The sequence below is a fragment of the Armatimonadota bacterium genome (assembly GCA_031432545.1).
Classification (GTDB): Bacteria; Sysuimicrobiota; Sysuimicrobiia; order Sysuimicrobiales; family Sysuimicrobiaceae; genus Caldifonticola; species Caldifonticola tengchongensis.
Map to the genome: position 1 here is coordinate 13,316 of JAVKGX010000013.1, position 12,050 is coordinate 25,365.

The 12,050-nt window shown below is 69.9% G+C and carries 11 protein-coding genes and 1 tRNA gene; 1 reads left to right on the forward strand and 11 read right to left on the reverse strand.

Features of this window, described 5'->3' with window-relative positions; translation table 11 throughout:
- Positions 1-9: 9 nt before the first annotated feature.
- From QN163_09900 to QN163_09915, 4 genes are read right to left on the reverse strand one after another with little or no spacing between them, the layout of a single operon-like run.
- Positions 10-2,733, reverse strand: coding sequence for a GNAT family N-acetyltransferase (locus QN163_09900; protein MDR5684321.1), 2,724 nt, complete (start codon positions 2,731-2,733; stop codon positions 10-12).
- Positions 2,734-2,782: 49 nt separating this feature from the next.
- Entirely contained in the window at positions 2,783-3,703 is a 921-nt protein-coding gene (locus QN163_09905) for a cation diffusion facilitator family transporter (GenBank protein ID MDR5684322.1), read from the reverse strand.
- Between the two features lie 40 nt (positions 3,704-3,743).
- Positions 3,744-4,118, reverse strand: a complete 375-nt coding sequence (locus QN163_09910) for a PspC domain-containing protein (protein ID MDR5684323.1) — start codon at positions 4,116-4,118, stop codon at positions 3,744-3,746.
- A 28-nt stretch (positions 4,119-4,146) separates the two neighbouring features.
- A complete protein-coding gene (locus tag QN163_09915) occupies positions 4,147-5,157 on the reverse strand; it encodes a CapA family protein (GenBank protein ID MDR5684324.1) in 1,011 nt (336 codons plus the stop codon).
- Positions 5,158-5,230: 73 nt separating this feature from the next.
- Here QN163_09915 and QN163_09920 point away from each other — a divergent pair, with 73 nt between their 5' ends.
- Complete coding sequence (locus QN163_09920; protein ID MDR5684325.1) at positions 5,231-6,274, forward strand: DUF1646 family protein; 1,044 nt, start codon at positions 5,231-5,233, stop codon at positions 6,272-6,274.
- 68 nt (positions 6,275-6,342) lie between these two features.
- On the opposite strand, the gene QN163_09925 is transcribed toward QN163_09920, so the two are convergent.
- From QN163_09925 to pgeF, 7 genes are all read right to left on the reverse strand, one after another.
- Positions 6,343-6,843, reverse strand: coding sequence for a CHRD domain-containing protein (locus QN163_09925; GenBank protein MDR5684326.1), 501 nt, complete (start codon positions 6,841-6,843; stop codon positions 6,343-6,345).
- A 142-nt stretch (positions 6,844-6,985) separates the two neighbouring features.
- Positions 6,986-7,062: transfer RNA gene (locus tag QN163_09930), tRNA-Met, on the reverse strand.
- 272 nt (positions 7,063-7,334) lie between these two features.
- Entirely contained in the window at positions 7,335-8,786 is a 1,452-nt protein-coding gene (locus QN163_09935; GenBank protein ID MDR5684327.1) for a glycosyltransferase family 2 protein, read from the reverse strand.
- A complete protein-coding gene (mtnA, locus tag QN163_09940; protein ID MDR5684328.1) occupies positions 8,783-9,847 on the reverse strand; it encodes an S-methyl-5-thioribose-1-phosphate isomerase in 1,065 nt (354 codons plus the stop codon). Before mtnA ends, QN163_09935 begins: the two co-directional genes overlap by 4 nt.
- 67 nt (positions 9,848-9,914) lie before the next feature.
- On the reverse strand, positions 9,915-10,322 hold the full coding sequence (gene sepF, locus QN163_09945; protein MDR5684329.1) for a cell division protein SepF: 408 nt from the start codon (positions 10,320-10,322) through the stop codon (positions 9,915-9,917).
- A 146-nt stretch (positions 10,323-10,468) separates the two neighbouring features.
- Positions 10,469-11,290, reverse strand: coding sequence for a YggS family pyridoxal phosphate-dependent enzyme (locus tag QN163_09950; protein MDR5684330.1), 822 nt, complete (start codon positions 11,288-11,290; stop codon positions 10,469-10,471).
- Entirely contained in the window at positions 11,277-12,050 is a 774-nt protein-coding gene (gene pgeF, locus QN163_09955; protein ID MDR5684331.1) for a peptidoglycan editing factor PgeF, read from the reverse strand. Before pgeF ends, QN163_09950 begins: the two co-directional genes overlap by 14 nt.

A 12,050-nucleotide genomic window follows, 5' to 3' on the forward strand; every position in this document is an offset into this window, starting at 1 on the left:
GCGCCGCCTTCAACGCCGGCGGCCGATACGGGGGGCAGGCGTGTACGGTTCCACGCGTACGCGGGCGTCGACGATCGAAGCCCCCTGTCGGTGCACGATCACCGGGTTGCAGTCCATCTCCGCGATCTGCGGAATGTCCTCCACCAGTGCGCCGACGCGCAGCACCACGTCGCGCAGCGCCGCGAGGTCGTACACCTCCCTGCCCCGATAACCCGTGAGCAGGGGATAGGTCCGCAGGCCCTCGATCATCTCGGAGGCCTCGGCCTCCGTCAGCGGTGCGATCCTAACCGAGACGTCGTGCAGCAGCTCCACCAGCACGCCTCCCGCCCCGCAGGCGACGACCGGACCGAACTGCCGGTCCCACACCACGCCGACGATCATCTCGACGCCTGGGGGAGCCATCCGCTGCACGAGAAACGACACCTCCGGGTATCCCGCGGACCGGACGCGCTCGGCCATCTCCGCCGCCGCGGCTGCGACGGCCCGTCGGCCGGCCAGGTGCAGTCGTACGCCACCCACCTCGGTTTTGTGGAGCAGGCCCGGGGCGACCGCCTTCAGAGCCACCTCGTCGGCGATCTCCTCCGCGGCCTGACCCGCCTGTTCCGGGTCGGCCGCGGTACGCTGCGGGAGCACCGGCAGGCCGTAGCAGGACAGCAGCATCTGGACCTCGTCTGCGGTCAGCCACCCCTCGCCGCGCTGGAGCGCCGCGGCCACGACCGCGGCGGCCTGGTCGCGGCGGATGTCCGGCAGCTGCGGCGGGGCAGACATCGGGCGGGCGCGCCACTCCCCGTAGCGCGCCGCGCGCGCCAGGGCGATCGCAGCGGCCTCAGGAAAGGCATAGGAGGGGATGCGGACGCCCGCCGCCCCCAGTTCGGGGGGGACGCCGCGCGCCGACATGAACACCGCTAGCACCGGCTTGTGCCCGGCCAGAGATCGCGCGCCTTCCACGATCGCCCGCGCTACGTCCTCCGGACGCGTCGCCAGGGGCGGGATGAAGATGACGACGAGCGCATCCACGTTCGCGTCCTCACCGACCAGCTCGATCGCCGCCCGGTAGTGGTCGGCGGTCGCCGACGCGATCATGTCCACCGGGTTGGCGACGCTCGCCTCCGGCGGGAGCAGAGCGCGGAGCCGGGACCGCGTCGACTCCTCGAGCACCGGAACCTGCAGTCCCTCGGCCTCGCAGGCGTCGGCGCACAGGATACCTGGGCCCCCGGCGTTGGTCACGATGCCGACGCGGCGGCCCCTCGGTGGCGGCTGGTTCGCCAGCAGCGCGGCCACGTCAAACATCTCCTCCAGCGTATCCGTGCGGATCACGCCGGCCTGCCGGAACAGAGCATCGACTGTGACATCGGAAGCGGCCACGAGCGCACCGGTATGGGACGAAGTTGCCCGCGCCCCGGCGGACGAGCGCCCGCTCTTCACCGCGACGATCGGCTTGCTGCGTCCCACGCGCCGGGCGATCCGTGAGAACTTGCGCGGGTTGCCGAACGACTCCAAATACAGGAGGATCACATCCGTCCGCTCGTCCGTCTCCCAGTACTGCAGCAAGTCGTTGCCGGAGATGTCGGCCTTGTTGCCGACCGAGACGAACGTCGACAGCCCCAGCCCCAGCGCGCTTGCGTAGTCCATCACCGCCAGACCCAGTGCGCCGCTTTGTGACATGAATCCCACCCGCCCCGGCGGCGGGGGGACCGGCGCGAAGGTCGCGTTCAGCCGCACGCGAGGATCGGTGTTGACGATCCCCATGCAGTTCGGCCCGATCAGACGCATGCCGGCCCCGCGGCAGACCGCCAGCAGTTCGTCCTGCAGGGCCCGTCCGTCGTCGCCCACCTCTGCGAAGCCCGACGAGATCACGACCAGGGCCCGGATGCCCTTGCGGGCACACTGGCGTGCCACGTCGACGACCTGTGCGGCGGGCACGACGACCACCGCCAGGTCGACCGGCCCCGGGATCGCCTCCACCGTCGGATACGCGACCACACCCTGAACGTAGGGGGCGGCGGGGTTCACGGGATAGACCGGGCCCTCGAACCCGTAGCTGAGCAAATTGCGGAACACCTCGCCGCCGATCGTGCCGCGCCGCCGCGAGGCCCCGATCACGGCCACCCCGCGCGGCGCGAAGAACGTCCGCATCGCGTTCGCCGCGGCAACCTGCTCGCGTTGCTCGTAGCGGCGCAGGGCTTCATCTCCCATCTCGGTCGGGAACTCCACGTGCAGCTGCCCGACGGTCGCGCGCACCGTCACCACGAACCCGGAGTCGCGGAAGACGTCGATCATGCGGTGGTTAGCGGGAAGGACCTCTGCTTCGAACACGCGGATGCCGTTGGCTGAGGCCACCTCCGCGAGCTGACCGAGGAGGATGGTTCCCAGCCCCCGACCCTGGTAGTCGTCGGCGATCGCGAACGCCACCTCCGCGCGGTCGCCGTCGGTGGCTGCGTACATCGCGTGCGCGACGATGCGCTCGTCCGCTCCGGCCGTGGCGACCATGCCGAAGTCACGTACGTAGTCCACCTGGACCAGCCGCCCTGCTTCCTCGGCCAAGAAGTGGTCGGTCACCGGAGCGAAGAAGCGCATGGCCAGCGAATCGGCCGATAGGGCGCGGAAGAAGGCCACGAGATCCCCTTCGTCGTCTGGCCGTACAGGGCGGATCCGAACCGTGGAGCCATCGCGCAGCACGACGTCCGCTTCGAGGTGCGACGGGTAGTGCGGTGACGTCTGAGGGATGTGCACGGTCTTGTTCCTCCGTCTTCGCGCCAACCGCCCGGCAGTCGGATGGATGTCAGGGGCGGCGCGCGGTCTGCCCGTTGCATCGGGCGCAGTCGGGTTCGCAGGGCTCGACGTGGATGGTGACGTCGCTGCCGGGTAGGGTCTCCCGGATGTGCGATTCCAGGCGGTCCGCCAAGTCGTGTGCTGTGCCGACGGACACCGTCCGGTGCACCACCAGGTGGACGTCCACGAACCGATCGCGACCGGCTCGCCGCGTCCTCAACGCATGGTAGTCTACGAACGAATCGCGGTGTGCGTCGAAGACCGCTCGGATCGTGCGCTCCTCCGTCTCAGGGAGGCGGATGTCCATCAGCCCCTGGAGTGCGTCTCGGTATACGCGCCATCCCATCGCGACGATGTACAGACCCAGCAAGCCGCCGATCAGGGGATCGAGCCACAGCTGTCCCGTCGCATGCTGCAGCCCCACGCCGGCGAGCACGGCCACAGAGGTTGCCACGTCCGCGTAGAGGTGTTGCGCGTCGGCCGCCAGTGCGGGCGATCGATGTTCGCGGGCCACGTGCTGCAGGAAGCGAGCCGCGAGCAGGTTGGCGGCCGCTGCGACGGCCACGAGCAGGAGGCCGAGCGGCACATGGTCCAGGGGTGTGGGCCGAAGGAGCCGGCGTGCCGCGTACACGGTCACCAGGGCTCCGGCGACCATGATCATGGCGCCCTCGGTCGCACCGCTGAGGTGCTCTGCCTTGCCGTGACCGTACTGGTGGAGGTCGTCCGGCGGCCGAGCGGCCACGGCTAGGCCGACGAGGGCGACGTTGGCGGCGACGACGTTCACCACCGACTCCGCCGCATCCGACAGGATCGCCGCCGATCCCGTGACGGCGTAGGCTATCCCCTTGAGCCCGAGCAGCCCCACACCGGTGACCACCGAAACCATGGCGGCGCGCACCGTGACGCGGGCGGCCTGTTGCTCACTCGTCATCTTCGTCCGACGAACCTGTGTAGACACCGCGGCAGGAACCCTACGTCCCGCCGCCCGTGGGGGTGCTCTCGTCGTCACGAGCGCGCTCGTGTTCCGACGCGGACCCGTCACGGTCCGAGGACGTCTGGATGCCGCGCAACAGACGGATCACGCGCCGTCCTGCATCGGTCAGTTCCCGCGGCGCCGTGGCGATGTTGTCCTTCAGCGCCTCCAGCGAAGCTGAGGCGACAGACTCCGCCCTGGGCATGAGGGCCGCCAGCAGCAGATAGAGCAGAATCCCCGCGCCGCTGCCGAAGGCGAGCAGGATGAACACGACGCGGAACACCAGCGGGTCGACGTTGAAGTACTCCCCCAAACCGCCGGCCACGCCCAACAGCAACCGGTTGGTCCCGCTCTTTCGGAGTCGCCGTGCCACAGGGACACCTCCCAGACCGTGTTGCGGCTCACACCGCGACCGCCCCTTCAATATAGACCTCCAGCCCTTCGGCCACACGGCGGACCTGCGTGCCGAGGGCCGCGCACCGGGCTGCCATGCGTGCGCAGATCGCCTCGAAGGTCGGTCCGCGGGCCAGGGCGACACGTGCGAACTCGAGCTGGACGGGCACCATCCGCATGCGCTGCAATCCCTGCAGGGGATGGACGTCCACGAGGAACACGAACGACCAGTCATTCCGCAGGTGTGGATCCACCGCGTAGTCGTCCAGGAAGTCACCAGTGTCGTAGAGGATCAGGCCGCCGCCATACACCTCCACTCCGTGAAACACGTGCGCGGAGTGGCCATAGATCATCTCGACGCCCCCGTCCACGGCCGCGCGCGCGAACCTCCGGAACGCCCGCGGCGGGGCGGTGGTCATGTTCGGGCCCCAGTGCAGAGACAGGACGATCGGGAACGCCCCCGCCTCCCGCAGCGCCCTCACCCGGTACCCGATGCGCCCTGCGGCCTGAGGGTCCCGCTCGATGTCGAGATAGTGCGTGCCGGGGCGGCACGGCCCGGCCGCGAAGGGCGGCTCGTTGTCCGTGGCTGCGAGCACCGCACATCGCAGCCCCGCCACCTCCACGAAAGCGGCAGCGGCGGCTTCCTCTTCGTCCCGGCCGGCACCGGCATGCGCGATGCCCGCCTCATCGAGATGGCGCAGCGTATCCAGCAGCCCTTCCTCTTCGAAGTCCAAGACGTGGTTGTTGGCCAGGCTCACGAATCGGACGTTCGCCGCGCGGAGGACGTCCACGGCTTGTGGGTTGGCCCGGAAGTGGAAGACCTTAGGCGTCCGCGTCCAGGGTCGGCGGTGGCGGGTGATCGCGCACTCGAGGTTGGCGAACACCGCGCCCGCCGACCGAAGTACCGGTAGGACGTCTCCCCAAAACCATTCGGGGGGGTGCCGTCCGATCTGCTCGTTCACCCCCCGGCCCAGCATCACATCGCCGACGAACGCCAGCGTGACCATCCCGATTCCCATTTTGACGCCGTCCGCCGGCCGGGCGTAGCGGGCGGAAACTTTTACAGCGGAGAAGGGGATCGCGGTCCGAGCCATGAACTCTAAAGGTTTTGTGGACGCAACCATCGAACTCGTCGCTGCGGCAACCATCCTGCTCCTGGTCCTGGTCCTCCCTCTTCTGTCGCACCGCATCGAGTACAACCTGGAGATCTTCCTGTTCGTCATGGGGGTTCTGGCGGCGGCGGCATCCGGCGTCTTGCGGCAGCCGCTGCTGCGCGAGGCCCTCACGCACCCCGTGCCCATCACCCTGGCGGTGCTGGTGGCGGGGTTGCTCTTCAAGTCCTTCCGTGACCGGATCGACGACGCGGTCGTACGGCTGCGCCTGCTGCTGCCGATGAAGGCGGTCATCGCTATCCTGATCGTCGTCCTGGGGCTGCTCAGCAGCGTCATCACCGCGATCATCGCCTCGCTCGTGCTCGTCGAGGTCATCAGCGCGATGAGCTTTCGCCGGCAGGACGAGACACGGATCGTCGTGATCGCGTGCATGGCGATCGGCTTGGGGGCGGCCCTGACCCCCATCGGAGAGCCGCTGGCCACGATCGCCACGGGTAAGCTGCGGGCCGACTTCTGGTTCCTGGGGCGCCTGCTGGGGCCGTGGCTGGTCCCGGCGATCCTGGCGCTGGGCGTGTGGGGAGCCGTCCAACCCCTGCGCTACGAGGGCGAGACGCTGGCCGGCCCGACGCAGCTGGAGACGTACCGCGGCGTGGCCGAGCGGGCCGCCCGGGTCTACGTCTTCGTGGCCGGCCTCACCCTGCTGGGCGCCGGATTCGAACCGGTCGTCAACCGGTTCGTCGTTCCGCTCGACCCCAGGCTGTTGTACTGGGTGAACACGGTGTCGGCCGTCCTCGACAACGCTACGCTCACGGCTGCCGAGGTCAGCCCTCGGATGAACGCCGATCAGCTCCGCAGCGTCCTGATCGCGCTGCTGATCAGCGGGGGGGCGCTGGTGCCCGGCAACATCCCCAACATCATCGCCTCAGGGCGCCTGCGAATCGGCAGCCGCGAGTGGGCACGCACCGGGGTGCCTCTCGCGCTGGTGATGCTGGCGGTGTACTTCGTGCTGCTGTTCGGGTGGTAGCGGCGCGGGCGGGCACGCAAGACGGCCCGCGCCGACCTATCCCACCCGCACCGACCTCTCGCCGACCGCTAACGGAGCAGGATCTGGCCTCGGATCTCCCCCGCCGGGAACGCGGTCGTGTGCAGGTTCACGTAGGTGTTCATGTTGCGCATCTGCGTGATGAGGGCGCTCAGCGGTTGCCCCTGCAACGGCCCCATCAGGTTGGCGGCCGTGATCGTGCCACCGGCGAGCTGACCGCTAAAGACGCCCGGCCTCAGCACCGGGGGCGGGGCCGGCGGGTACAGCCAGACCACGATGGGCCCGTTCGCCCCGGGTGCCGCCAGGTGGATGTGGCCCATCTGCACGTTGTTGAGGTTGTTAACGGTCAGCTCGTAGCGGATGCTGTTACCGTCGGCGCTGACCACGAACGTCGCGACGCCCGTTGCCCGTGTGGGGTTCGTCGGCACGACCTCGCGTCCCCACAGGTGCGCCACGAACGTGACCTCCTGCTGCGCACCGACCTGCGCTCCGGCCGCCGCCAGGATCGCCAGCAGCGCGACCAGCGTGAGCACGATCCAGCTCCTTCGCATCGGTGAAGCCTCCCGAGTAGGGGATGGGATCTGCCCAAAGGGTGAAGGGTCTACGTCACGGCGCGGTAACGGAGCCCGTGCGGCCGGGTCTGCCCAAAACGCAGCGGGAGCCCCGGCCATCGCCGGGGCCCCCAACCGGACCTGGTAGCGGGGGCAGGATTTGAACCTGCGACCTTCGGGTTATGAGCCCGACGAGCTACCTGGCTGCTCCACCCCGCGTCGCAACCCACAGTATACCACAGCCGGCAAGGCACCTTCGGCAGGTCCGTCGCGCAGAGGGCCTTCCACACAGTCCCCACACCCCACAGCGGGGGAACAGATCGATGGCGTGCAGATTTTCCGGATTGCGCAGCCGTCGATTTGCTGCTAGCGTGGATGTCGCCGGCGGGAACGCGGCACCGAGACGGAAGGAGGCGCCCCGCAAGGGGTGGCCCCGGTCTGACTCGGAGCGAGCGGCCCGCTGGTTTTTTGCCCCGCAACGTCGCTGTTGCCTACGGCATTGTCCGGTGCAGTGAGCTCATCGCCAGCCGCTCATGCACGCGGGCATCCTTCTCCCCCCACCCGGCGCCGTCGACGACCGGGGTGACGGGATCCAGCGCCGGAGCCGGCATCCCGTGGTCGGTCTTCAACCACTCCACCTGACCGGTCACGATGCTGCGGACGTAGCGCGCCACCGCCCACGGCGTCGCCACCAACTGGTGGGCGGTGAACAGGAGGTAGGTGACGACCACCCTCAGTGCCCGCAACGGATTCCAGCCGCCCTGCGAGGCGGCCGATAGCAGCAGCGCGGCGCTGAAGGCGCCGAACGCACCGGCCGTCAGCTCCGGCGGCAGGGAGCGTCCCATCGGCAGCAGGTACAACGGTTCCAGGACACCGCGCAGCAACACCACGGCGCCGTAGACGTTGCTGGCGAAGATGGCGGCCGGGACCACCATCGACCCCGTCAGGAAGAACAGCATGTCCGTCTTCTGGAATGCGGTCATCCGGCCCGAGACGATCGCTCCCAGGTGCTCGACGAGCGCCCGCAGCACCCCCTCCGCCCACCGCGTGCGTTGCCGCACGAGACCCGGCCAATCCGGCACGGACTCCTCCCAGACGACCGCCTCCTCGCAGTACCGGACCTTCCACCCGACGACCTGAAACCGGATGGCGAGGTCGATGTCTTCGGTCAAAGCCGACGGGTTCCAGCCGCCGACCGCCTCCAGCGCGCGCCGGTTCACCGCAAGGCCGTTCCCGTTGAGCAGGACGTGCGCGCCAAACCGATCGCGGGCGCGCTGCATGACGGTCTGGAACACGGAGAACTCGTGCTCCTGCCCTCGCGCGGCCAGCGTCTCCGCACGGTGCTGGCACAGCCTGCGGCCCTGCACGGCGGCCACCCCTGGTTCCAGCAGGCACGCCACCGCCCGCAGCAGAAACTCGGGGTCAGCCCGGGAATCGGCATCGAGGACCGCGAGGACGTCTCCCTGCGCGGCGTGGGCGCCCACGTTGAGCACCGCGGCCTTGCCGTGGGCGTCATCGGCCGCCAGACGGACGACCCGCACCGGCACCGGCAGGGCGGGGGCCAAGCGGCGCACGACGTCACCGGTGCCATCGCCGGAGCGGTCGTCGAGCACGATGACCTCGAAGCGGGGCTGCCCCTCGCGATCGTGATAGCGCATCGCACACGCGGATCGGACGCTGTCTGCGATCACCCGCGCCTCGTTACGCGCGGGGATCAGCACGCTGACGAACGGGAGCCGGACCGGCACCGGTACGCTGCGGGTGCGGCCGCGCGCCAACACGCCCAGCACCTGCATGCCGATCCCGTACACCGAGTAGACGAGGAAGGTGATCTGGAGCCATCGGATGTCGTGGCTGCGCACGCTGTAGGCGACCAGGACGACCCACGCAAGCGCGAACGCCACCATCCAGACGAGGACGCGGGGGTTGTGGGCGCTCTTCACGCCGACCCCTCACTCCGAGCGCGCCGCAGACGGCCCCCGCCCTCCAGCAGCCCGCGCAGGGAACGGTCGTAGGGCGGTTCGGCGATCCCGGCCTCGGTGACGATCGCGGAGATCAGCTCGGCCGGCGTGACGTCGAACGCGTAGTTGAGGGCGGGTGTCCCTTCGGGGGCCACAGGTGTGCCGTGGAAGTGGGTCACCTCCTTGGGGTCCCGCTCCTCGATCGGGATCGCCTCGCCGCTGCGGGTATGCGGGTCCACGGTGGACAGCGGCGCCGCGACCCAGAAGGGGATCCCGTGGTGCCGTGCGAGCACCGCCAGGGTGTACGTGCCGATCTTGTTGGCCACGTCCCCGTTGGCGGCGACCCGGTCGGCACCGGTGATCACTCGGTCCACGAACCCTCGCGCCATCAACCACCCCGCCGCACCGTCCGTGATGAGGTGGAACGGGATGCCGTGCGCCAGCAACTCCCAGGCCGTCAGCCGGCTACCCTGCAGGAACGGCCGCGTCTCGCATGCGAAGACGTGGATGCCCTTGCCCGCTTCGTGCGCCGACCGGAGGATACCGATAGCGGTCCCGACGTCGACCGTCGCCAGAGTCCCGGTGTTGCAGATCGTGAGGATGCGCTCACCCCTGCGGATGCGCTCAGCCCCGATCGCTGCCAGCCGCCGATTCGCCTCGGCGTCCTCTTCGGCGATTCGGTGCGCTTCCTGCAGGAGCCGGTCGGCCACGACCGCGGGGTTGGTCCCTTCGTCGACGAGGGCCATCACGCGATCCACGGCCCAGGCCAGGTTGACCGCGGTCGGCCGGGCGGCGCGAATGCGCGAGGCGGCCTCGCGCAGGCTCTGGACAAAGGAGTCTGGTTGCGACAGGGCTTCCCGCGCGGCCAGCGCCACGGCGTAGGCGCCCGCCGCACCGATCGCGGGTGCACCCCGGATCCGCATCGCCGCGATCGCGTCCACGACCTGGCGCCAGTCGCCCAGCCTCAGGACGCGTACCTCGTGCGGCAGGACCGTCTGGTCCAGGAGTTGGACCGCGTCGTCCTGCCAGGCGATGCTGCGCACCGTCATCTCGACGCCCGCAGATCTCACGCCGGCCCGACGCACGCCGGGCTGCCCTCCTGGGGGACGGTCACGAGATCGGAAAGACCGTCTCGTCCCGGCGCGCCGGTCGGGCCGATTCCGAGGTGATGACGATGTTGCTGGGCGTGAACAGGAAGATCTCCTCGGCGATCCGCTGCAGGTGACCGTCCACCGCGTAGTCGACACCGCACAGGAAGTCGACGATCCGCTGCGCGACGTCCCGATCCGCCTCGCGCAGGTTAACGACGATCGGACGCCGTCCCTTTAGGTACTCCGCGGCGCTGCGCGCGTCGTCGAAGGTCCGCGGCTGCACGACGACGATGTCCTGCTGCCTGGGGCTGTGCAGGCGCAGGATCGGCGCCCGCCTTCGCGGCTCGTCGTCCTGACTCAACTCCTCGTAGGGCTCCTCTTCCTCGTCGAAACCCAGCAAGCCCATCAGGCGCTGAATGGCTCCCACGGTATCACCCCCGGTGCGTTCGGTACTGCGTGCCGCCCCGGCTGCCACCGCCGGAGCTGGTGCTGCGTTCCATCCTGCGTGGCGGGTCCCCGCGCCCAGCGCGGGTGTCCGATTCGCCCGTGAGTCCAAGGACGGCTGCCCCAAGGTTACGGACGCCCGTTCCCTCCTTCCGGGAGAGGGCTCGGATGAACGTCGCCGAACAGAGCGCGGCCGATCCGCACCATCGTCGCGCCCTCTTCCACCGCGACCTCGAAGTCGTCCGTCATCCCCATCGACAGTTCGTCGAGCGGGATGCCCCGCTCCGCCCGTATTCTATCACGCAGCTCTCTCAGCTCCTGAAACACCCAGCGCACTTGCTCCGGGTCGGCCGCCATTGGGGCGATGGTCATGAGGCCACGCAACCGCAGGCCCGCAAGTCCGGTCAGGGCGTCGGCCAGCGCCGACGCCTCCTCCGGCCGGGCGCCGTGCTTTTGCGGTTCTGCGGCGACGTTCACCTGCAGCAGGACGTTCACCTGCCGGCCGGCCGCGACAGCCCGCCGCGCGATCTCGTGGCCCAGCGGCAGCGAGTCCACCGAGTGGATCCAGTCGAACAGCGTCACCGCGTGATGCGCCTTGTTGCGCTGGAGGTGACCGACCAGGTGCCAGACCGGACGGACGTCCGGGTTGGGCGATCGCTGTCCTGGCACCTCAGCGCGCCCCAGCAGCGCATCCACCGCCGGGATCTTGTCGCGGGCTTCCTGCACGCGGTTCTCGCCCAGGTCGCGCACGCCCGCTGCCACCGCCGCGGCCGCCACCTCCGGGCCAAAGCCCTTGGTCACGCCCACCAGGCGGACCTCGGACGGTTCGCGGCCGGCGCGATGGCACGCGGCCGCGATGCGGCCACACACGGACGATACCCTGGCGCGAATCCGGTCCGCGCTCAGTCGCTGGCGGTCCAGGGTCGTGAGTTCCCCCTCAGGACGCGCCATTCCCGTTCGCTCGCCGCAGGGCGATCAGCGCCTCCATCCGCCCGGTACGGCCGTCTCGCCTGTAGGAAAAGAACCACTCCGGGTGACAGGCGGTGCAGGCGGGGCACACCGCGATACGCTCGGCAGGCACACCCGCCTGGCGGAGTTGCGCGACGGCGACGGCGCGCAGATCCGCCATCCAGTGACCCGCACGGCCCGGCCAAAGCGCGTGCGCCCAGGCCCCCAGCGCCCGCCGTACTGGCGCGTCGACCTCATAGCAGCACGGTCCGATCGACGGTCCGATCGCACAGACCACCCGGGACGCCCGCGCGCCCCGACGTTCCATCGCACCCACCGCAGCACCCACCACGCCCGCGCCCAATCCGCGCCACCCCGCGTGTACGGCGCCGACGACACCGGCATTGGGATCCACAAGCAGCAGGGGCACGCAGTCCGCGGTGTGTACGCTCAGCGGGACGTCCGCTTCTGCCGTGACGACCGCGTCGGCCGGCCCGAGCTTCGACCCGGCGTCCGCCGCGCGGGCCTCGACGACGGCCGCACCGTGGACCTGCATGATCTGGACGACGCGCTCGGGAGCGAACCCCAGCCCCCGCAGCACCCGCCGGCGCCGGGCCGGATCCGCTAGGGGATCGTCGCCGTCACCCCTGCGCGTCGTGAAAGCGTGCCGGACCTCCCCGAGGCCCTCGACCAAACGGCTTCGAATGCACGCGACGCCCGCGGCGTCGACCGCGTGGAAATCTGGCCCCAGGTCGGCGCGCAC